The organism is Pseudonocardia sp. P-1, assembly GCF_058111925.1.
In genome coordinates, this window is the sequence record NZ_CM176614.1 from 751,416 (window position 1) to 773,373 (window position 21,958).

Below are 21,958 nucleotides of genomic sequence, written 5' to 3' on the forward strand. Positions count from 1 at the left end.
CTACGGTCGGGGTATGAGCGCGGACCCGATCGGCTACGCCGAGCAGGAGGAGACGGTGCGGGCGCTGTCCCGCCACTACACGGGCGGGGCGCTGGACGTCGACGCGTTCGACGCGCGGGTGCGCCGGGCCCGGGCGGCGACGACGCGGTCGGAGCTGGCGGCCCTGTTCACCGACCTGCCCGAGCCGCACCCGGCGTCGCTCACCGGGGTGGCGCCGTCCCCGTCCGCGGCCGGCGACGACCCGGGCGGCGGTCCCGCCGGTGCGGGTCCCGCGACCACCGGTCCCACCGGCGCGGATCCCACCTCCGCAGATCCGGCCACCACCGGCGCGACCGCGCGCACCGGGACGTCCACCGGCAGCGGCTCCGCGGACGCCCACGACGACGGGCACGGCGGTGACGCCGAGCGCACCGCGCGCTTCGCGGTCCCCGGCCCGACCCGGGCCACCCCGTACCCGGATCCGTCGGGTCACCCCGCGGCGGGCCCCTACCCGGACCCGTCGCCGACGACCGCCGGTCCCCGCCCGCCGTGGCCGGCCCCCGGGGCGCCCGGGTACCCGGGCGCGGGGTACCCCGGCGGGACGTACCCGTCCGGGCCGTACCCGGACGGCGGCCCCGCGGGCATGTCCCCCGGCGGCGGGTTCCCCGGCGGGTCGGCGTGGGCGGCCGGTGCGCCGGGCTGGGCGTCCGGGCAGCCGCAGCACCCGGGCGCGGCCTACCCGCCGCACCCCGGGCCCCCGTCCTACGGCTCCTACGGCTACGACCCGTCCGCGCCCTACGGCCGCGAGCCCTACTCGGGGCTGCCGTACTCGGACAAGCAGAAGATCGTGGCGGGGCTGCTGCAGCTGTTCCTGCCGTTCGGCATCGGCCGGTTCTACTCGGGCCACACCGGGCTGGCCGTTGCGCAGCTGCTGGTCACGTTCCTGACCTTCGGGATCGGTGCGATCTGGTCGTTCGTGGACGGGATCGTGGTGCTCGCCGGATCGCCCCGGGACCCGGCGGGTCGTCCGCTGCGGCCCTGACCACCGCCCGGCGCGGTCACCCGTGGGCGCCGCCGGGCGGACACCCGCCGGCCCGGCAGGCCGTCACCCGGAGACCCGGCGCGGTGACGCGTCGCCGCGGCCCGCGGTCACCCGTCGGCGCGGCGGAGGATCACTCGTCGGCGCGGCGGGCGAAGCGGAACGGGCGGTCGGCCCACTCGGCGTCGACCGGGCGCGGGTCGAACTCCCCGGCCAGCACCGCGCGGGCCGCGAGCAGCCCGGCGCAGGACACCGCGTTGACGATCTCGCCGGAGAACACCATCCCGACGGCCTCGGCGATCGGGATCCAGCGCAGCTCGAGGTCGGCCTCCTCGTCGTCGCCCAGGTCGGGGCGGGGCTTCTCGACGAGCTCGCGGGCGAGGAAGATGCGGACCGACTCGTCGGAGAACCCGGGTGAGGGCACGACGTCGAGCAGCACCGACCAGTCCGACGCCGACAGCCCGGCCTCCTCGGTCAGCTCCCGGTCGGCGGTGACCGCGGGGTCCTCCCCCGCCACGTCGAGCAGGCCGGCGGGGAGCTCCCACAGCCGTCGCCGGACGGCGTGGCGGTACTGGTGCAGCATCCGGACCCGCCCGGCCTCGTCCACCGCGACGACGGCGACCGCCCCCGGGTGCTCCAGGATCTCGCGGGTCGCGACCCGGCCGCCGGGCATGATGACGCGGTCCGACCGCAGCGCCATGACGCGGCCGGAGTAGATGTCGGTGGCCGAGCGGACCGGGAAGTCGTGCTCACCGGGGCGGGTCACCGGGTCACCGCCCGGCGGATGCGCAGTTCGATCACCCGTCGGACAGTAGTCGCCGGGCCCGGCCCGTGCGGGGCGCGCGGGCCGTGCGGGCCGCGTGCCGCGCCCGGCGGCAGGGCCCCGGGCCGCCGTGCCGGACCGGGCCACCGTCGGCGGCCCGGTCCGGTCGGGTCAGCGGGCGGAGGTGCTCTCGGCCCGGGCCACGCCGTTGCCGCCCGCGCCGACGGCGACGTCGTCGCCCTCGACCGTCTCGGCATCGTCGGCGTCGGTGTTGTCCCGGCCGGGCAGGTGCACCGGCAGCCGGTCCTCGGCCCGGTAGCGCAGCGCCGCCTTCACGAACGCCGCGAACAGCGGGTGCGGCCGGGTCGGGCGGCTCTTGAGCTCGGGGTGCGCCTGGGTCCCGACGAAGAACGGGTGCTGCGACGACGGCAGCTCCACGAACTCCACGAGCGTCCCGTCCGGGGAGGTCCCGAACACCAGGCCCGCCTCGGTGAGCTGCTGCCGGTAGGCGTTGTTCACCTCGAAGCGGTGCCGGTGCCGCTCGGAGATCTCGCGCGACCCGTAGGCCTTCGCCGCGACCGAGCCGGGCTGCAGCACCGCCGGGTAGGCGCCCAGGCGCATGGTCCCGCCCATGTCCCGCTCGCCCGCGACGACGTCGCGCTGGGTCGCCATCGTCGAGATCACCGGGTGCGCGGTCTCCGGGTCGAACTCGGTCGAGCTGGCGTCCTCCAGGCCGGCGACGGTGCGCGCGGTCTCGATGACCATGCACTGCAGGCCCAGGCACAGCCCCAGGGTGGGGATGCGCCGGGTGCGGGCGTGGGTGATGGCGCCGAGCTTGCCCTCGATCCCGCGGATGCCGAAGCCGCCGGGGACGAGCACCCCGTCGACGCCGTCGAGCGCCTCGGCCGCGCCGGCCGGGGTCTCGCAGGAGTCCGACGGCACCCAGCGGATCGCCACCTTGGCGTGGTGGGCGAAGCCGCCGGCCCGCAGCGCCTCGGTGACCGAGAGGTAGGCGTCGGGCAGGTCGACGTACTTGCCGACCAGCGCGATCGTCGCGGTCTCCCGCGGGTGGTGGACGCGGTCGAGCAGGTCGCCCCACACGGTCCAGTCGACGTCGCGGAACGGCAGCCCCAGCCGGCGCACGACGTAGGCGTCGAGGCCCTCGCCGTGCAGCACCTTCGGGATGTCGTAGATCGACGGGGCGTCCGGGCACGCGGCGACGCCGTCGAGCTCGATGTCGCACATCAGGGAGATCTTGCGCTTCATGCCCTCGGGGATCTCCCGGTCGGCACGCAGGACCACCGCGTCGGGCTGGATGCCGATGTTGCGCAGCGCCGCGACGGAGTGCTGGGTCGGCTTGGTCTTCAGCTCGCCCGACGGCGCCAGGTACGGCACCAGCGACACGTGCAGGAAGAAGCAGTTGTCCCGGCCGACCTCGTGGCGGACCTGGCGGGCGGCCTCGACGAACGGCAGCGACTCGATGTCGCCGATGGTGCCGCCGACCTCGGTGATGACGACGTCGGGGGCCAGGCCCTCGGCGTCGGGCTCGGCCATCGCGAGGACGCGGTCCTTGATCTCGTTGGTGATGTGCGGGATCACCTGGACGGTGTCGCCGAGGTACTCGCCGCGACGCTCCTTGGCGATGACCTCGGAGTAGACCTGGCCGGTGGTGACGTTGGCCCGCCCGGCGAGGTCACGGTCCAGGAACCGCTCGTAGTGGCCGACGTCGAGGTCGGTCTCGGCACCGTCCTCGGTGACGAACACCTCGCCGTGCTGGAACGGGTTCATGGTCCCGGGGTCGACGTTCAAGTAGGGGTCGAGCTTCTGCATGGTGACGCGAAGCCCGCGCGCGGTGAGCAACTGACCGAGACTGGAGGCGGTCAGGCCCTTACCCAGCGAGGACGCGACCCCACCGGTGACGAAGAGATGACGGGTGGCGCGAGTCTGCACGGAGTTTCAGCCTACCGATCGGTCAAGGGGCGGCGGGAACCGGCCCCACCGTTCCGGCCCCGGAACCGTAGCGGCCGGTGCCTCCTGCCTGTCGTTCGGCGAGCGCGAGCACGGTCGCGACCCGCCCGGCCCCGGTACCGACGCCGTCGACGGTGGCGAGGCGTCCCACCGGACCGGCCCCGGACGAGCGGGCGGCGGCGACGGCCGAACCGTCCGCGGAGTCCCGCCCGGCCAGCACGGCTCCCGCGCCACGACGGTCGAGCTCCGCGGCCAGTGCCGCCGCGGTGGACGCCGAGGCGCCGGCGTCCACGCCGGAGTACGCGGCACCGGTGACGACGACGGCCACCCGCCCGGCCGCGGGACTGCCCTGCGGTGCCTCGGCGAAGCCGCCGCCGGCGAGCCCGGCGAGCACCGCGCCGGCCCCGTCCGGGGCGGGTGCGGGACCGTCGGGCGGGGCCAGCAGCGCGGAGCCGAGCAGGCCCCCGGCGAGCGCACCGGCGTCGGTGGCGGTGGGGAGCTGGGCCCCCGACGGCAGCAGCCGTGCGGACAGGTCGCGCAGCTGGTCGGCGCGGGCCGGGTCGGTGACGGCCGGGGTGAGCACGACCTCCCCCGCGACGCTGCCCCCCGCGGCGACGACGAGCTCCGCGACCGCGCGCGTGTCGGCCGGGTCGGCACCGAGCGCCACGACGGTCACGGGCACCCCGGTGAGCTTCCCGCGCACCAGATCGGGTCCGACGCGGCCGGCGAACTCGTCACTGGCGTGCAGCTGCGCGGCCAGGGTGTCGCGTTCGACGCTCAGCCGGGCGGTCTCGCCCGTGTCCGTCCCCGAGGCCGCGACGTCGGCGATGCGCTGCGGCAGCCCGACGACGGCGAGGACGAACCCGGCCGCGAGGGCCAGCACGAACACCGCGACCAGGGCGATGCGGTGGTGGCGCCGCGAGATCACGCCGGGAACCATCCGGCGACCAGGGCCCGCACGCTCTCCAGCACGCCACGCAGCCACTCCAGCACCGCGGGGCCGCCGCCAGACACGAGCACGGCGACGACGACCGCGACCACCGCGGCCGCGACGAGCAGCAGCAGCGGGGCGAACGAGGTCCGGCTCCGGTACATCTGGGCGATCATCGCGCCGTCGACGACGCTGCCCCCCGCCTGCAGCCGGGTCAGGAACGTCGAGGCGTTGCTCCCCGACCGCCCGCGGTCGAGGAACTCCCCCATCGACGCCGACAGCCCGACCGTGACGATCATCGAGGCGCCGCGGTGGTGGGCGAGCAGCAGGGCGAGGTCCTCGGGGTTGGCCATCGACGGGAACGTCACGGCGCTGGCGCCCAGGTCCTGCACACGGTGCAGCCCCGGGGCGTGCCCGTCGGGGAATGCCGGGACGACGACGTCGGCGCCGCTGGTCAGCGCCTGGTTCGACACCTCGGACGGGTCGGCGACGATGAGGTCCGGGCGGTGGCGCGCGTTGAGCAGCGCGTCCGCGCCCGCCCCGACGCCGACGAGCACCGGCCGGTACTCCTTGATGTAGGTCTTGAGCCGCTTCAGCACGGCGAGGTGCTCGAACCCCGCGGCGACGACGAGCACCGGCCGCCCGTCGAGGGCGACGTCGACCTCGGGGACGCCGTGCCCGTCGAGGAGCAGCGAGCGCTCGCGGCGCATGAACTCGATGGTGTTCGCGGCGAACGCCTCGAGCTGGTGGGTCAGGCCCTGCTTGGCCTCGTCCAGGGCGTCGGCGACGGTGTCCTCGGTCTGCTCCCGGCCCTCGCACAGCGGCTGCTCGCCGGTGTAGAGCACGCCGTCGTGCAGCCGCACCCGGATGCCGTCCTTGACCGCACGCAGGGTGTCGGGACCGCAGTCGTCGACGAGCGGGATACCCGCCTCGACGAGCACCTGCGGGCCGAGGTTCGGGAACCGGCCGGAGATCGACGGGGCGGCGTTGACGACCGCGGCGACCCGGGCGGCGACGAGCGCGTCCGCGGTCGCCCGGTCCAGGTCGACCTGGTCGATCACGGCGATGTCGCCGGGGCGCAGGCGCCGGAGCACCGACTCGATGCGGCGGTCGGCGCGGGCCGGGCCGGTCAGGCCCGGCAGCTCCGGTCGGGAACGGTGCAGCAGGCCGGACAGCTTCATGTGGCGCACTGTGACAGGTGGGGCGTCCGTGACCACGCAGGCACGCCGCGCGAGACCGCGACGTCACCGGCCCGGACGATCCCCCGTCGCCCCCCGGGTGGCGGCGCCCGGAGCACCGCGCCGCTCACCCACAGCGACGGCAGGCCGCCCGGGCGGCCGTCGGCCGGGCCCGCTCAGCCGGCCCGGGCGACCCGGCGGCGCCGCGATGCGGCGGAGGGACGGCCCGCGGCAGCGTCCGGGTCGACGCCGCGGGAGTCGGTGCCGCGGGAGTCGGTGCTGCGCGGCCCGGGGACCGCACCCTCCGCCGGCGCGGTCGCGGCGCCGGTGTCCGTGTCCTGCACGGTCCGGCCGCGCCGGGACTGCGCGCGACGCGACCGGGCCTCGGCGAGGTCCGCGGGCCGTGCCGCCGCGCGGTCGGCCTCCCGGTGCGCGGTCGCGGCGCTGAGCAGCTCCTCCGCGTGCGCGCGGCCGGTGTCGGTGTCGTCCATCCCGGCCAGCATCCGTGCCAGCTCCCCGGTGCGTTCCTCCTCGGTGAGCCGCCGCACGCTGGAGCGGGTGACCCCCGCCCCGGACGCCTTCTGCACCACGAGGTGCCGGTCGGCGTACGCCGCGACCTGCGGCAGGTGGGTGACGACGATGACCTGGTGGCGGGCCGCGAGCTGCGCGAGCCGGCGGCCGATCTCCACCGCGGCCCGGCCGCCGACGCCGGCGTCGACCTCGTCGAACACCATGGTCGGCACCGGGTCGGCCCCGGCGAGCGCGACCTCCAGGGCCAGCATGACCCGGGACAGCTCACCGCCGGAGGCGCCCTTGTGCAGCGGCTGGGCCACCGCCCCGGCGTGCGGGACGAGCCGGATCTCGACCTCGTCGACGCCGCTGGACCCGGCCTGGCAGCGCCGCCCGCCGACCTCGAGCACCGGCCCGGTGTCGGCGGCGGGCCGCGGCTGCACGCCGACCTGCAGCGTCGCGTCCTTCATGGCGAGCCCGGCGAGTTCCGCCGTGGTCGCCTCGGCCAGCCGGGACGCGGCGGCGGTGCGCGCCGCGGTGACCGCGGCGGCGTGACCGGCCAGCTCACCGGCGAGTGCGTCACGGCGGGCCGACAGCTCGGCGAGCGCCTCGTCGGAGGTGTCGAGCCCGGACAGCCGGTCGCGAGCGGTGTCCGCCCAGGCCAGCACGCCGTCGGTGTCCGCCGCGTACTTGCGGGTGAGTGCCTTGAGCTCGGCCTGGCGGGTCAGGACGCGGGACAGCAGCTCGGGGTCGGCGTCGAGCCGGTCGAGGTAGCCGCTCAGCTCGGCCGCGGCGTCGGCGAGCACCGCGATGGCCTCGGTGAGGCGCGGGCCGAGCTCCTCCAGCGCGGGGTCGCCGCTGCCCTCGGCGAGCCCCTTGGCCTGTCCGGCGAGCCCGACCGCGCCGGGGGCCTCGCCGTCGTCCGACCCGGACAGTGCGAGGTGTGCGCTCTCGGCGGCGGCTCGCAGGTCGTCGGCCTCGGCCATCCGGCGGGCCTGTTCGACGAGCTCGCGGTCCTCACCGGGCTGCGGGTCGGCGGCCTCGATCTCGGCGAGACCGTGGCGCAGCAGGTCCGCCTCCTGGGCGAGCCGGCGGGCGTTGTCCCGCCGCTCGGCGAGCTCGGTGACCACCTGCAGCCACTCGGTGCGCACCGTCCGGTAGGCGGCCAGCGGGACGGCGACGGGGTCCCCGGCGAAGCGGTCGAGCAGGGCCCGCTGGTCGGAGCCGCGCAGCAGCCGCAGCTGGTCGTTCTGCCCGTGCACGGCGAGTTGGGTCTCGGCGAGCCTGCCCAGCACCCCGTTGGGCACCGACCGGCCGCCCAGGTGGGCCCGGGAGCGCCCGTCGGCCGACACGGTGCGGGCCGCGATCAGCGACCCGTCGTCGTCGGCCTCGGCGCCCACCTCCTCGGCCAGTTCCAGCGCCCCCGGCGAGGCCGCGAACAGGCCCTCGACGACGGCGCGGCGCGCCCCGGCCGACACCCGCGAGGACTCCGCGCGGCCACCGCCGAGGAGGTTCAGCCCGGTCACGACCATGGTCTTCCCGGCGCCGGTCTCACCGGTGAGCACGGTCAGGCCCGGGTCGAGTTCCAGGGTCGCGTCGTCGATCACGCCGAGGCCCTGGATCCGCATCTCGGACAACATGCGTGGGACCATACGTTCGAACACCGACAGCGTTCGAGCCCCGACACGCGAACGGCACCGAACGGATGTTCCCGTGCGCCGAACGGTCGATCAGGTGTTCGAACCCGGTGGCTGGGTCCGGGCCCCGCGCCAGCCCCGGACGGGCAGGTCGAACTTGCGGACGAGCCGGTCGGCGAAGGGCTGCGCGGCCAGGCGCACCATCCGCACGGGCTCCGACGCGCGGCGCAGCTCCACCCGGGCCCCGGGCGGCACCGCGACGGTGCGACGGCCGTCGCAGTCCAGCACGGCGGACGGGCCGTCGGCGGACACCTCGATCGCGACGGTGCTCTCCGGCGCGATCACCATCGGCCGGGCGAACAGGGCGTGTGCGTTGCTGGGGACCACCAGCAGTGCCTGCACCTGCGGCCAGATCAGCGGCCCGCCCGCGGAGAAGGCGTAGGCGGTCGAGCCGGTCGGGGTGGAGCAGAGCACCCCGTCGCAGCCGAAGGAGGACACCGGGCGACCGTCGACCTCGAGGACGACCTCGAGGATGCGGCCGCGGGTGGTCTTCTCGACGACGGCCTCGTTCAGCGCCCACGCCCGGCCGAGCACCTGCCCGGCGGCGGTGACGACGGCCTCGAGGGTGGTCCGTTCCTCGACCTCGTAGTCGCCGTCGGCGAGCTTCTGCAGCGCCTCGGGCAGCGTGTCCTCCTCGGCCTCGGCGAGGAAACCGACGTGGCCGAGGTTGACGCCCAGCAGGGGCACGCCGGCGTGGCGGGCGAGGTCGGCGGCGCGCAGCAGGGTGCCGTCACCGCCGAGCACCAGGACCGCCTCGGCGCCGCGGGCGCACTCGGGGCTCCCGGGGACCGGGACCGGCTCGTAGCCCGCCGGGACGTCGGGGTCCGCGGCGAGCTCGGCCCACTCGTCGGCGAGCACCCGGGTGCGCAGGCCGAGCCGCCCGAGCTCGCCCATCACGTGCAGCGCGGTCTTGCGGTTGGTGGGCCGCCCGGTGTGCAGGACCAGCAGGACCTCCCTCATGCGGGGCCGTCCGCGACCGCGGCGGCCAGCATCGGCGCGAGCTCGGGCTGCTCGGGGGCGCCGCCGGCCGGGCCGGCGGCGGGCCGGCGCAGGTGCAGGAAGTACTCCACGTTGCCCGACGGGCCGGGCAGCGGACTCGCGGTCGCGCCGAGGACGTGCAGCCCGGCCGCGGCGGCGGCGGTCGCGACCCCGTGCAGCGCCTCGGTGCGCAGGCCCGGGTCCCGTACGACCCCGCCGGAGCCGAGTCGGTCCTTCCCGACCTCGAACTGTGGTTTCACCATGGGCAGCAGGTCGCCTCCGGGCGCGGTGCAGGCGGCGAGGGCCGGCAGCACGGTGCGCAGCGAGATGAACGACAGGTCGGCGACGGTCAGGTCGACCGTCCCGCCGATCTGCTCCGGTTCGAGGGCCCGGACGTTGGTGCGGTCGTGCACGTGGACGCGCTCGTCGGACTGCAGCCGCCACACCAGCTGGCCGTACCCGACGTCGACGGCGACGACCTCGGCCGCCCCGCGGGTGAGCAGCACGTCGGTGAAGCCCCCGGTGGAGGCGCCGGCGTCGAGGCAGCGCCGCCCGGCGGGGTCGACGTCGGTGAACGCGTCGAGGGCGCCGAGCAGCTTCTTGGCACCGCGGGAGGCCCAGTCGGGTTCGCCGTCGTCGTCCGGGCGGACGAGGACGGGTGCGTCCCGGTCCACCACGGTGGCGGGCTTCGCCGCCGGCATGCCGTTGACGACGACCCGGCCTGCGGCGATCAGCTCGGCGGCCTGGCCGCGGGAGCGGGCGAGCTTGCGGCGGACGAGCTCGGCGTCCAGCCGGGCGCGGGTGGGGCCCATCGTCACTCCCGTTCCGAGCCGGCGCTCAGCGCGCGGCCGAGCGCGGCGTGCACCCGCTCGAACGCGGCCGGGTGCTCGGAGACCGGACGGTCGTCCAGCGCGTCGAGCGCCGCGACGGCCGCGTCGACCTCGGCACGCAGGGCCGCGACGGGGCGGTCCTGCTCGGGCCGCGGGTCGCCCGGACGGGGTCCGGGTGCGGGAACGCTCATGGATGATCTCCGGGGACGGGGTTCTGACGCCACGGTAGCCGACGGTCCCCACCGCGGCCGCGACGCGGCGTCACCGCCCTGGCCGCTCCGCCAGGCCGAGGTCCGCCAGTGCCGCGGCGGCGGCCGCACCGTCGGGGCGGACGTCGTGGACGCCCTGCTCCCAGGCCACCGCGCACAGGGCACGCAGCGCGTCCACCATGGGTTCGGGCCCGTCCCGTCGCCGGACAGCACGAGCGTGCCGCCGTCGGCGCGGACGTCCCAGCCGGGCCGCGGCCCGGGGGCCAGCTCGTCCGGTGGGCGGGTGAGCGCGGCGAGGTCGGCGCCGATGTGGGTGGGCCGCAGCTCCGGGGCGGCGGCGAGCAGCTCCGCGGCGCCGCTGACCCCGGTCAGGACCATCAGCGACGGGGCGCCCATGGCGTTGGCACCCTCGATGTCGGTGTCGAGGCGGTCCCCGATGACGAGCGGGGCCCGCGCGTCGCCGCACCCCTCGCGGAGCAGCCGGGCGGCGGGCTTGCCCGCCACCTGCGGCCGCGCCCCGGTCGCCGTCCGCACGACCTGGACCATCGAGCCGTTGCCGGGCAGCGCCCCGCGCTCGGTGGGCAGGGTGGGATCGACGTTGGAGGCGACCCACAGTGCTCCGGCCCGGACGGCGACGACCGCCTCGGCCAGGATCCGCCACCCGGTGTCGGGCGAGTGCCCCTGGACGACGGCGTCCGCGCCCTCGGCGTCACCGACGACGGCGAGCCCGCGGGCCCGGACCTCGTCGGCCAGCGCCGACGTGCCGACGACCAGCACCCGCGCGCCCGGCGGGAGCTGCTCGGCCAGCATCGCGGCCGCGGCCTGTGAACTGGTGCGGACGTCCTCGACGCGCGCCGGGAAGCCGAGCTCGGCGAGGTGCGCCGCGACGTCGGCGGGGCTGCGCGAGGCGTTGTTGGTGACGTACACCGTGGGCACGCCGCGGTCCGCCGCCCCGCGCACCGCCTCGACGGCCCCCGGGACGACCTCGGGGCCCCGGTAGAGGGTGCCGTCGAGGTCGGCCAGGAGGACGTCGTGGCGGGACAGGAGGTCGTCGGTCACCGGTCGCCGGCCCCGGTGTCCCGGCCCTGCTGGTGGTTCGTGGCGGGAGCCGCCCCGGAGGCGTCCGGCGCCTCGGCCACGGCGCCTCCGTCGGTCGCGTCGGTGTCGCCGCGGACCTCGTCGGTCCCGTCGAGGTCGGTCCCGTCGACGTCGGTCCCGTCGGCGCTCGGGGCGTCGGCCCCGGACGCGTCGTCGGCGCCGGGATCGCCGATCGCGCCGGCGTGGTCGTCGGCGTCGATCCGGCCGGACGGCGCCGGGGCGTCGGTGTGCGGCGCCTCGGTGTGGTCGTCGGCGGCCGGGGGCACGTCCTCCCAGCCGACGGAGAGCTCGTCGTCGGCGCCCTCGAGCTCGTCACCGGTCAGCTCGGCGATCCGCGCGGCGGCGTCGGTCTCCCGGTGCTGGTCGGCGTCGTGGGCGTGGACGAACCACTGCACGGCCTCCGACTCCCGGCCCGCGGCGAGCAGGTTGTCGGCGTAGGCGTAGAACAGCCGGGCGCTCCACGGATCGCGGCGGACCGGGTCGAGCTCGGGGACCTGGAGCCCGACGACGGCGGCGTCGGCCTCGCCCAGGTCGCGCCGGGCTCCCGCGGCGACGATGAGCAGCTCGATCCGCTCCTCGTGGCCGAGGTCGCGGGCCTCCGGGCTGCGGGCCAGGTCGAGAGCACGCTCGGGACGGCCGAGGGCGCGCTCGATGTCGGCCATGACGTGCACGTGCCCCGGTCCGCCGCCCATCCGGCGGGCGGCGCGGAACTCGCCGAGGGCCTCGTTCCACTCCCCCGCGTGGTAGGCGACGATGCCGGCGGCCTCCCGGACGACGGCGATCCGCGACGCCCGGCGCCGCGCGTAGCGCACGTGCTCGAGCGCCTGCACGGCGTCCTCGTCGACGAGCAGCCCCGCGGCGACGAGGTGCCGCGCCACGACCTCGGCGGTCTCCTTCTGGAGGCCGCGCAGGTCCCGGCGCACGCTCGGGTCGAGCTCGGCGGCCGTCACCGAGTCCGGCAGGTCCGGCTCGGCGACGAAGGTCCGCTCGGCCGACTCCGGGATCGCCCGTCGCGGACGGGCGTCGCGGTCACGGCGGTCGTCGCGGCCACGGTCGTTCCGGCCACGGTCGTCGCGCCTGCGGTCGTCACGGTCGTCGCGCCTGCGGTCGTCACGGCCGGAGCGCGGGCCCCGGTCGTCCCGGCCGCCACGCGGGCCACGGTCGTCACGCTCCCGGCGCGGGCCACGGTCGTCACGGTCACGGAGCGGGCGACGCTCGTCGCGCCCGACGGGACGCTCGGCACGGTCGGTGCGCGGACCGTCGACGGTGTCGCCGTCCGATCCGATCGTGCCCGAGGCGGTCCCGGCGCGGTCGACGGCGTCGGTTCCGATACCGGCCCCGCGGGCGTCGGTCACGGGGGTGTCGGTCCGGTCCCCGCTGCCGGACCGGGGTCCGTCGGGCGCGGTGCTGCCCGTGCCGACCGCGTCGTCGGTGGGCACGTCGCGGGTGACCGGCGCGTCGGCCGCCTCCACGGGCGGGGTCTCGGGAACCCGGACCGCGGTGTCGGAGGCGGTTGCGCCGGTCGACGTGGCCGCCTCCCGTGTGTCGGTCGTCGACGGCGTCACGGCAGGCGCGTCACCGGCCGGCTCGGCCTGCACCGCGGCCGGCTGCGCGACGTCCCGGGGCTCGACGGCCGCAGACCGCTCGGCCGGGCGGTCGTGCGACGGGCGCTCCTCGCGGGCGCGGTACGGGCGGTCGTCCCGGTCCCAGGACGAGCTGCGCCGGTCGTCGCGATCGCGGGGCGCGCGGTCGTCACGGTTCCGGTGGGGACGGGCGCCACGGTCGTCGTCGCGCTGCGGACGGGGGCCACGGTCGTCACGACCACCGAAAGAACGGCCGCCACGGTCGTCACGGTCCCGGGACGGCCGACCGGCCCGGTCGTCACGACCACCGAAAGAACGGCCGCCACGGTCGTCACGGTCCCGGGACGGCCGACCGGCCCGGTCGTCGCGACCACCGAAAGAACGGCCGCCACGGTCGTCACGGTCCCGGGACGGCCGACCGGCCCGGTCGTCGCGATCACGGAACGAACGGCCGCCACGGTCGTCGCCGCGCTGCGGACGGGCGCCACGCTCGTCGCGGTCCCGGAAGGAACGGGCACCGCGGTCGCCGGACGGACGTCCCCCGCGGTCGTCACGGTCGCGGAACGAACGGCCACCGCGGTCGTCGTCGCGCTGCGGACGGGCGCCACGGTCGTCACGGCCACCGAAGGAACGGGCACCGCGGTCGTCACGGTCGCGGAAGGAGCGGGCACCACGGTCGTCACGGTCCCCGGAGGGCCGACCGCCACGGTCGTCACCGCCACGGAACGGACGGCTGCCCCGGTCGTCACTGCCCCGGGCGGGACGGCGGTCGTCTCGGCCGCCGAAGGAGCGACCGTCACGGCCCCCGGACGGACGCTCCCCGCGGTCGTCGCGACCGGGGAAGGAACGCCCGCCACGGTCCTCGCGACCGGAGAACGAGCGGCCACCACGGTCGTCACGGCCGGAGGAGGGACGACCGGCGCGGTCGTCGCGGTCCCGGTACGAGCGCCCGCCGCGGTCGTCGTCGCGCTGCGGACGGGGGCCACGGTCGTCACGGTCACGGTAGGGACGGCGGTCGTCACGGCCCCCGGAGGGCCGGCCACCGCGGTCGTCGCGGCCACCCCGGAACGAGTCACGCCGGCCGGTGCCGCCGGAACGGCGGTCGTCGTCGCGGGCGGGACGACGGTCGTCGTCACGACGCGGCCCGCGGTCGGAGCGGTCGTCGCCGCGGAAGCCGCTGTCGCGCCGGCCGGTGTCGCGTCCACCCCGGTCGGACCAGGAGCGGCCCTCGGTGCGGCGCTCGCCCGGACGTCCCCGGTCGTCGCGCGCACGGTCGCCGCCGCCACGGGTGCCCCGGTCGTCGCGACGCGTGCGGTCGTCGCCGTCGCGGCGCCGTCCCCGCTGGTCGTCACCACGCGACCATCCCGACCCGCTGCGCGAACCGCGCTCCTCGCCTGCCCGGCCGTTGCCGGGACGTTCCCCGTCCGTCACGTGGTCAGGGTACAAACCAACACCGTCACTTCCGCGGTCGGCGACCGCACTGGGCGAACCGGTCCGCGCAGAGAGGCGGACACGGCTGCAGACATACGAAAAAAGGGGAGTCCACAGCGGCTTCTACACCGTTGCGGACTCCCCTTTCAGAGGTTGAATGTCGGCGACGACCTACTCTCCCACACCCTGGCGAGTGCAGTACCATCGGCGCTGGAAGGCTTAGCTACCGGGTTCGGAATGGGACCGGGCGTTTCCCTACCGCAATGACCACCGACAACACTATCCAACTATCACCCCACCCCGAACCCGGGACAGGGGTCGAGCACACAAACCAACTCCACACCGGCCCGGGCATACCCGGGAACAGTGTGGATGGTTGTGGACTCAGGGTCACACAGTGGATGCGAACAACTCGTTGTGGCAAGCCCTCGGCCTATTAGTACCGGTCAACTCCACCCCTCACAGGGCTTCCATCTCCGGCCTATCAACCCAGTCATCTACTGGGAGCCTTACCCACTCGAAGGTGGTGGGAGACCTCATCTTGGAACAGGCTTCCCGCTTAGATGCCTTCAGCGGTTATCCCTCCCGAACATAGCCAACCAGCCGTGCCCCTGGCGGGACAACTGGCACACCAGAGGTTCGTCCGTCCCGGTCCTCTCGTACTAGGGACAGCCTTCCTCAAGTCTCCAACGCGCGCGGCGGATAGGGACCGAACTGTCTCACGACGTTCTAAACCCAGCTCGCGTACCGCTTTAATGGGCGAACAGCCCAACCCTTGGGACCTACTCCAGCCCCAGGATGCGACGAGCCGACATCGAGGTGCCAAACCATGCCGTCGATATGGACTCTTGGGCAAGATCAGCCTGTTATCCCCGGGGTACCTTTTATCCGTTGAGCGACACCCCTTCCACAAGGTGGTGCCGGATCACTAGTCCCGACTTTCGTCCCTGCTCGACCCGTCAGTCTCACAGTCAAGCTCCCTTGTGCACTTACACTCAACACCTGATTGCCAACCAGGCTGAGGGAACCTTTGGGCGCCTCCGTTACTCTTTGGGAGGCAACCGCCCCAGTTAAACTACCCACCAGGCACTGTCCCTGAACCAGATCATGGCCCGAGGTTCAGACACCCAATTCGACCAGAGTGGTATTTCAACAACGACTCCACCACCACTGGCGTGGCGATTTCACAGTCTCCCACCTATCCTACACAAGCCGAACCGAGCACCAATACCAAGCTATAGTAAAGGTCCCGGGGTCTTTCCGTCCTGCCGCGCGTAACGAGCATCTTTACTCGTAGTGCAATTTCGCCGAGTCTGTGGTCGAGACAGCGCCCAAGTCGTTACGCCATTCGTGCAGGTCGGAACTTACCCGACAAGGAATTTCGCTACCTTAGGATGGTTATAGTTACCACCGCCGTTTACTGGCGCTTAAATTCTCCGCTTCGCCCCGAAGAGCTAACAGGTCCTCTTAACGTTCCAGCACCGGGCAGGCGTCAGTCCGTATACATCGTCTTGCGACTTCGCACGGACCTGTGTTTTTAGTAAACAGTCGCTTGGGCCTGGTCTCTGCGACCGGCCGTCCCTAGCCCGCAAGGAGCCTCAAGACAACCGGCCCTCCTTCTCCCGAAGTTACGGAGGTATTTTGCCGAATTCCTTAACCACAGTTCGCTCGATCGCCTCGGTATTCTCTACCTGACCACCTGTGTCGGTTTGGGGTACGGGCCGCAACAGCACTCGCTAGAGGCTTTTCTCGACAGCATGGGATCACCCTCTTCGCCTCAATCGGCTACGCATCACCTCTCACCCTTAAATGAGCCCCGGATTTACCTAGGACTCGGGCTACAGGCTTACACCACGACAACCACCGCGTGGCGGAGCTACCCTCCTGCGTCACCCCATCACTTGCCTACTACCAGATCGGATCCCACGCTCCCCACAAACAACACTCCCGAAGGAACGAAGGTGGGTTCGGATGGTTAGCATCACCAGCCTCGGCATGGACGCACTATCACGAGCACGGGAATATCAACCCGTTGTCCATCGACTACGCCTGACGGCCTCGCCTTAGGTCCCGGCTCACCCTGGGCGGAACAACCTGGCCCAGGAACCCTTGGTCATCCGGCGGCAGAGATTCTCACTCTGCATTCGCTACTCATGCCTGCATTCTCACTCCCACACCCTCCACCCGTAAATCACTCCCGGGCTTCACCAGATGCAGGACGCTCCCCTACCCAACAACACCTAAGTGTCATTGCCACGGCTTCGGCGGTGCGCTTGAGCCCCGCTACATTGTCGGCGCAGGACCACTTGACCAGTGAGCTATTACGCACTCTTTCAAGGGTGGCTGCTTCTAAGCCAACCTCCTGGTTGTCCGGGCGATCCCACATCCTTTCCCACTTAGCGCACGCTTAGGGGCCTTAGCCGGTGATCTGGGCTGTTTCCCTCTCGACCACGAAGCTTATCCCCCGCAGTCTCACTGCCGCGCTCTCACTCACCGGCATTCGGAGTTTGGCTGACTTCGGTAAGCTTGTCGGCCCCCTAGGCCATCCAGTGCTCTACCTCCGGTGAGAAACACACGACGCTGCACCTAAATGCATTTCGGGGAGAACCAGCTATCACGAAGTTTGATTGGCCTTTCACCCCTACCCACAGCTCATCCCCCAGGTTTTCAACCCTGGTGGGTTCGGGCCTCCACGACGTCTTACCGACGCTTCACCCTGGCCATGGGTAGATCACTCCGCTTCGGGTCTACACCCCGCGACTATGGCGCCCTATTCGGACTCGCTTTCGCTACGGCTACCCCACACAGGTTAACCTCGCCACGAAGCATAACTCGCAGGCTCATTCTTCAAAAGGCACGCCATCACCCCGAAAGGCTCTGACGGCTTGTAAGCACACGGTTTCAGGTACTATTTCACTCCCCTCCCGGGGTACTTTTCACCTTTCCCTCACGGTACTTGTCCGCTATCGGTCATCAGGTAGTATTTAGGCTTGACGGGTGGTCCCGCCAGATTCACAGCAAATTTCACGGGCTCGCTGCTACTCGAGAACACGCCCACAACAGAACCCAGTGTTTTCGCGTACGGGGCTATCACCCACTACGGCCGACCATCCCAGAGTCGTTCCGCTAACACAGGCACTTGCTGTCCCACCCTCGGCAGAAGATGAACGACACGTCTCACAACCCCGCACCCGCAACGCCTGCCGGCTTGACACGGACACGGTTTAGCCTCTTCCGCTTTCGCTCGCCACTACTCACGGAATCACTATTGTTTTCTCTTCCTGTGGGTACTGAGATGTTTCACTTCCCCACGTTCCCTCCACGCACCCTATGAATTCAGGTACGGGTAACGCCCCATGACGGGCGCTGGGTTTCCCCATTCGGACACCCTCGGATCACAGCTCGGTTGACAGCTCCCCGAGGCCTATCGCGGCCTCCCACGTCCTTCATCGGCTCCTGATGCCCAGGCATCCACCATGTGCTCTTAACAACTTGACCACAACAAGATGCTCGCATCCACTATGCAACACTCAACCCACAACCACACCCAACCAAGAAACAACCACCACCCACACACGCAGGCGTTAGGAAGCCCTCAACCAGAGCGGCCAAAGAAAACAACCCCAGCTCCGAAGAACCACAAGGTGTCCTCTCAGGACCCAACAGTGTGCCAAGCCAAACGGTCCGACGTACTGCGTTCCACCCAACGCACCCGACCCACGAACGAGGCCGCAAATGCGATTCAATGAAGGAACCACAGACTCACCATGAGCAGAACTCACAGAGTATCGTGGCGCCCCATCACATGATGGGACTCCTTAGAAAGGAGGTGATCCAGCCGCACCTTCCGGTACGGCTACCTTGTTACGACTTCGTCCCAATCGCCAGTCCCACCTTCGACAGCTCCCTCCACAAGGGTTGGGCCGCCGGCTTCGGGTGTTACCAACTTTCGTGACGTGACGGGCGGTGTGTACAAGGCCCGGGAACGTATTCACCGCAGCGTTGCTGATCTGCGATTACTAGCGACTCCAACTTCACGGGGTCGAGTTGCAGACCCCGATCCGAACTGAGACTCACTTTAAGGGATTCGCTCCACCTCACGGTCTCGCAGCCCTCTGTATGAGCCATTGTAGCATGTGTGAAGCCCTGGACATAAGGGGCATGATGACTTGACGTCATCCCCACCTTCCTCCGAGTTGACCCCGGCAGTCTCCCATGAGTCCCCACCATTACGTGCTGGCAACATGGAACAAGGGTTGCGCTCGTTGCGGGACTTAACCCAACATCTCACGACACGAGCTGACGACAGCCATGCACCACCTGCACACCAACCACAAGGGAAGCCCTATCTCTAGGGATGTCTGGTGCATGTCAAACCCAGGTAAGGTTCTTCGCGTTGCATCGAATTAATCCACATGCTCCGCCGCTTGTGCGGGCCCCCGTCAATTCCTTTGAGTTTTAGCCTTGCGGCCGTACTCCCCAGGCGGGGCGCTTAATGCGTTAGCTGCGGCACAGAAACCGTGGAATGGTCCCCACACCTAGCGCCCAACGTTTACGGCGTGGACTACCAGGGTATCTAATCCTGTTCGCTCCCCACGCTTTCGCTCCTCAGCGTCAGTATCGGCCCAGAGACCCGCCTTCGCCACCGGTGTTCCTCCTGATATCTGCGCATTTCACCGCTACACCAGGAATTCCAGTCTCCCCTGCCGAACTCAAGTGATGCCCGTATCGACCGCACGCTCAGAGTTAAGCCCCAAGTTTTCACGGCCGACGCGACACACCGCCTACGAGCTCTTTACGCCCAATAATTCCGGACAACGCTCGCACCCTACGTGTTACCGCGGCTGCTGGCACGTAGTTGGCCGGTGCTTCTTCTCCAGGTACCGTCAATCGCTCTTCGTCCCTGGCGAAAGAGGTTTACAACCCGAAGGCCGTCATCCCCCACGCGGCGTCGCTGCGTCAGGCTTCCGCCCATTGCGCAATATTCCCCACTGCTGCCTCCCGTAGGAGTCTGGGCCGTGTCTCAGTCCCAGTGTGGCCGGTCGCCCTCTCAGGCCGGCTACCCGTCACCGCCTTGGTAGGCCATCACCCCACCAACAAGCTGATAGGCCGCGGGCCCATCCCCCACCGAAAAAACTTTCCACCACCAACCATGCGATCAGTGGTCCTATCCGGTATTAGACCCAGTTTCCCGGGCTTATCCCAGAGTGGAGGGCAGGTCACCCACGTGTTACTCACCCGTTCGCCGCTCGTGTACCCCCGAAAGGGCCTTACCGCTCGACTTGCATGTGTTAAGCACGCCGCCAGCGTTCGTCCTGAGCCAGGATCAAACTCTCCAACAAAACCCTGACTTGCAACAAACAACTAGCCACAACACCCGACGGGATCGAATGCTGCAACCAAACAAACAATTTGGCACAAAACGCCAAACCGAATCAAAATAGCTCGACACACTGTTGAGTTCTCAAAAGACACCCGCACTCGAGGACCGGGCCTGATGACCGTCGCCCCGGGGCGCCAGAGTCGTCCTCGCTAGGAGGCAACTCTCTTATGCTACGTGTACCGGAGAGCAGCGTCAAGCCTTACTCCGGGCGGCCGGATCTCCACCGAGATGGAGTTCGTGGGCCGTCGCCTCCGGGCCGGATCAGCGTCCCTGGCCTCTCGGCCGGTCTCGCTCTCGTCCGTCCCGTCCTGGCGACAACGAGAAAGTTACAGGACTGCCCGGAGGCGATTCACAGGGGGGTACCTGTTCAGCGTTTCCGCAGGTCAGCGGCCGATCATGCCAATCCGACCCGCACACCGGCCAGGTTGCGCTTCCCCCGCCGCACCACCAGCCAGCCGCCGTCGAGGACGTCCCCGGCACCCGGGACCCACTCCTCGTCGACGACCTTGACGTTGTTGACGTACGCCCCGCCCTCCTTCACGGCGCGGCGCGCGGCTCCCTTGCTGTCGGTCAGACCGGTGGCGACGAGCAGGTCGACGATCGTGTCGGCCGGGCCTGCGTCGGCCGTCGGCACCTCGGCGAGCGCAGCACCGAGGGTGGCCGCGTCCAGGTCGGTGAGCTCCGCGCGGCCGAACAGGGCCTGGCTCGCCGTCGTCACCTGCTTCGTCTGCTCCTCGCCGTGCACCAGCGTCGTCAGCTCGGCGGCGAGACGTCGCTGCGCGCCACGCAGATGCGGCTTCTCGGCGAGCTCGGTCTCCAGTGCCTCGATCTCGGCGCGGTCGAGGAAGGTGAACAGCTTGAGGTAGGTGATCGCGTCGGCGTCGGCGACGTTCACGAAGTACTGGTACCAGGCGTACGGCGAGGTGCGCTCCGGGTCGAGCCAGACGTTGCCGCCCCCGGTGGACTTGCCGAACTTGCGGCCCTCGGAGTCGGTGACCAGCTGCAGCGTCAACGCGTGGACGTGGTCGCCGGTCACCCGCCGGACGAGGTCGACACCGCCGACGATGTTGCCCCACTGGTCGGAGCCGCCGATCTGAAGCCGCACCCCGAGCTCGCGGTACAGGTGCAGGTAGTCCTGGGCCTGGAGCAGCAGGTAGCTGAACTCGGTGTAGGACATCCCGTCGCCGGCGAGGCGGCGCTTCACCGTGTCCCGCGAGATCATCGTGCTGACCGGGAAGTGCTTGCCGAGATCGCGCAGGAACTCCAGGACCGTCTGCTGCCCGGTCCAGTCCAGGTTGTTGACGGCGACGGCGCCGGTCGGCCCGTCGTCGAAGGACACGAACCGCTCCAGCTGACCCCGGATGAGCACCGTCCAGTCGGCCACGGTCGAGGCGTCGTTGAGCGTCCGCTCCCCCACGTCGCGCGGGTCCCCGATCATCCCGGTCGCCCCGCCGGCGAGGATGACCGGACGGTGCCCGGCCTCCTGGAAGCGACGCAGGGTCAGCATCGGGATCAGGTGCCCGGCGTGCAGGCTCGACGCGGTCGGGTCGAAGCCCGCATAGATCGACACCGGGTCGTCGGCGGCGAGCTCCTTCGCGAGCGCGTCGCGGTCGGTGCTCTGCGCGATCAGGCCGCGCCACTCCAGGTCGTCGAGGATGTCGGTACCCACGGTGCCCATCTTGGTCGGGCCGCCGCGGCCCGTGCACGCGGGTGCCTCAGGCGCTGCGACGACGGCGCGTCCCGGCCCGGTACGGACTGACCGCCGGTGAGCCGTCGACCCAGTGGCGCCACGGCAGCTCGGCCGCCGCGGCGACGCCCACCCGGGGGCCGGTCCGGACGAGCTCCGGGGCGACCGGGGCCCCGGCGCGCAGCCGCACCCGGGAGGCAGGGTCGGTGACGTCGGTCCCGTCGTCCTCACGGCGCAGCCCGAGGAGCGCGGCGAGGCGCGCGGGTCCGCGGGCCAGGTCCGCATCGCGACGGGCGGTGGGCCGGCGCTCCCGGGCCACCCCCGGGTCGGTGAGCAGCTCCCCGGCGCGCAGCAGCACCGCGCCCGGCTCGCCGTCGGACAGGCACGAGACGTTCGCGCAGAAGTGCATGCCGTAGACGAAGTAGACGTACAGGTGCCCGGGCGGGCCGAACATCACCGCGTTGCGCGGGGTCCGGCCGCGGTAGCAGTGCGACGCGGGGTCGTCGCGGCCCCGGTAGGCCTCCACCTCGACGAGGCGCACCGCGACCGTGCCGTCGGGGGTGTCGGCCTCGAGGACGCAGCCGAGCAGGCGTCGTGCGGCGGGCAGGACGTCGACGGCCAGGGCGGACCGGTCCAGCAGACCGGCGGGGCCCGGCCGGTCGTCCCGGCCGGGCCCCGCCGTGTGGTCGTCCAC

Annotated in this window: 12 protein-coding genes, 3 rRNA genes and 2 pseudogenes; 1 reads left to right on the forward strand and 16 read right to left on the reverse strand. The window is 71.8% G+C overall.

The genetic code is table 11. The annotated features are described in order from the left end of the window. The first annotated feature begins 13 nt into the window (after nucleotides 1-13). The gene (locus AC0GKK_RS03605) at nucleotides 14-1,021 is read left to right on the forward strand and encodes a DUF1707 domain-containing protein (protein WP_489883162.1); all 1,008 of its coding nucleotides are present in this window, start codon (nucleotides 14-16) and stop codon (nucleotides 1,019-1,021) included. Between the two features lie 130 nt (nucleotides 1,022-1,151). Here the strand turns inward: AC0GKK_RS03605 and AC0GKK_RS03610 are convergent, their stop codons facing one another. The 16 genes and pseudogenes from AC0GKK_RS03610 to AC0GKK_RS03685 all read right to left on the reverse strand — a co-directional run bounded on the left by AC0GKK_RS03610 (nucleotide 1,152) and on the right by AC0GKK_RS03685 (nucleotide 21,958). Beyond that, nucleotides 1,152-1,784: an NUDIX domain-containing protein gene (locus tag AC0GKK_RS03610; RefSeq protein WP_489883163.1), complete on the reverse strand. Its 633-nt coding sequence runs from the start codon at nucleotides 1,782-1,784 to the stop codon at nucleotides 1,152-1,154. A 168-nt stretch (nucleotides 1,785-1,952) separates the two neighbouring features. Continuing rightward, complete coding sequence (gene pyrG, locus AC0GKK_RS03615; RefSeq protein ID WP_083474023.1) at nucleotides 1,953-3,731, reverse strand: CTP synthase; 1,779 nt, start codon at nucleotides 3,729-3,731, stop codon at nucleotides 1,953-1,955. 22 nt (nucleotides 3,732-3,753) lie between these two features. After that, on the reverse strand, nucleotides 3,754-4,677 hold the full coding sequence (locus AC0GKK_RS03620; protein WP_489883164.1) for a copper transporter: 924 nt from the start codon (nucleotides 4,675-4,677) through the stop codon (nucleotides 3,754-3,756). Further along, nucleotides 4,674-5,861, reverse strand: coding sequence for a putative cytokinetic ring protein SteA (gene steA / locus AC0GKK_RS03625; protein ID WP_489883165.1), 1,188 nt, complete (start codon nucleotides 5,859-5,861; stop codon nucleotides 4,674-4,676). The genes AC0GKK_RS03620 and steA overlap by 4 nt, the downstream gene beginning before the upstream one ends. Nucleotides 5,862-6,034: 173 nt before the next feature. Continuing rightward, nucleotides 6,035-8,008, reverse strand: coding sequence for a DNA repair protein RecN (recN, locus tag AC0GKK_RS03630; protein WP_489883166.1), 1,974 nt, complete (start codon nucleotides 8,006-8,008; stop codon nucleotides 6,035-6,037). Between the two features lie 90 nt (nucleotides 8,009-8,098). Then, nucleotides 8,099-9,025 carry an NAD kinase gene (locus AC0GKK_RS03635; RefSeq protein ID WP_476654512.1) on the reverse strand — a complete coding sequence of 309 codons (927 nt, stop codon included), beginning with the start codon at nucleotides 9,023-9,025 and terminating at the stop codon, nucleotides 8,099-8,101. After that, a complete protein-coding gene (locus AC0GKK_RS03640; protein ID WP_251787150.1) occupies nucleotides 9,022-9,855 on the reverse strand; it encodes a TlyA family RNA methyltransferase in 834 nt (277 codons plus the stop codon). The genes AC0GKK_RS03635 and AC0GKK_RS03640 overlap by 4 nt, the downstream gene beginning before the upstream one ends. A gap of 2 nt (nucleotides 9,856-9,857) precedes the next feature. Next, the gene (locus tag AC0GKK_RS03645; protein ID WP_062402852.1) at nucleotides 9,858-10,064 is read right to left on the reverse strand and encodes a hypothetical protein; all 207 of its coding nucleotides are present in this window, start codon (nucleotides 10,062-10,064) and stop codon (nucleotides 9,858-9,860) included. Nucleotides 10,065-10,134: 70 nt separating this feature from the next. Next, a pseudogene (locus AC0GKK_RS03650) lies at nucleotides 10,135-11,141 on the reverse strand (HAD-IIA family hydrolase). Continuing rightward, a complete protein-coding gene (locus AC0GKK_RS03655) occupies nucleotides 11,138-12,652 on the reverse strand; it encodes a tetratricopeptide repeat protein (RefSeq protein ID WP_489884085.1) in 1,515 nt (504 codons plus the stop codon). The pseudogene AC0GKK_RS03650 and the gene AC0GKK_RS03655 overlap by 4 nt, the downstream one beginning before the upstream one ends. A 225-nt stretch (nucleotides 12,653-12,877) precedes the next feature. Next, nucleotides 12,878-14,194: pseudogene (locus tag AC0GKK_RS03660) on the reverse strand (hypothetical protein); the annotation flags it as partial. A gap of 158 nt (nucleotides 14,195-14,352) precedes the next feature. After that, nucleotides 14,353-14,469: ribosomal RNA gene (gene rrf / locus AC0GKK_RS03665) — 5S ribosomal RNA — on the reverse strand. Between the two features lie 141 nt (nucleotides 14,470-14,610). Continuing rightward, nucleotides 14,611-17,692: ribosomal RNA gene (locus tag AC0GKK_RS03670) — 23S ribosomal RNA — on the reverse strand. A gap of 324 nt (nucleotides 17,693-18,016) precedes the next feature. Further along, nucleotides 18,017-19,536: ribosomal RNA gene (locus tag AC0GKK_RS03675) — 16S ribosomal RNA — on the reverse strand. The 16S, 23S and 5S rRNA genes sit together here, the layout of an rRNA operon. 435 nt (nucleotides 19,537-19,971) lie before the next feature. Further along, a complete protein-coding gene (gene tyrS, locus AC0GKK_RS03680) occupies nucleotides 19,972-21,255 on the reverse strand; it encodes a tyrosine--tRNA ligase (RefSeq protein WP_489883167.1) in 1,284 nt (427 codons plus the stop codon). Nucleotides 21,256-21,292: 37 nt separating this feature from the next. Then, nucleotides 21,293-21,958, reverse strand: a complete 666-nt coding sequence (locus AC0GKK_RS03685) for a DNA-3-methyladenine glycosylase (RefSeq protein WP_405417486.1) — start codon at nucleotides 21,956-21,958, stop codon at nucleotides 21,293-21,295.

Bases quoted from the DNA above. Each gene is read 5' to 3' on its own strand.
- AC0GKK_RS03645 (WP_062402852.1), bottom strand. From the start codon at position 10,064: ATGAGCGTTCCCGCACCCGGACCCCGTCCGGGCGACCCGCGGCCCGAG.
- recN (WP_489883166.1), bottom strand. From the start codon at position 8,008: ATGTTGTCCGAGATGCGGATCCAGGGCCTCGGCGTGATCGACGACGCG.
- AC0GKK_RS03640 (WP_251787150.1), bottom strand. From the start codon at position 9,855: ATGGGCCCCACCCGCGCCCGGCTGGACGCCGAGCTCGTCCGCCGCAAG.
- AC0GKK_RS03605 (WP_489883162.1), top strand. From the start codon at position 14: ATGAGCGCGGACCCGATCGGCTACGCCGAGCAGGAGGAGACGGTGCGG.
- steA (WP_489883165.1), bottom strand. From the start codon at position 5,861: ATGAAGCTGTCCGGCCTGCTGCACCGTTCCCGACCGGAGCTGCCGGGC.
- tyrS (WP_489883167.1), bottom strand. From the start codon at position 21,255: ATGGGCACCGTGGGTACCGACATCCTCGACGACCTGGAGTGGCGCGGC.
- AC0GKK_RS03635 (WP_476654512.1), bottom strand. From the start codon at position 9,025: ATGAGGGAGGTCCTGCTGGTCCTGCACACCGGGCGGCCCACCAACCGC.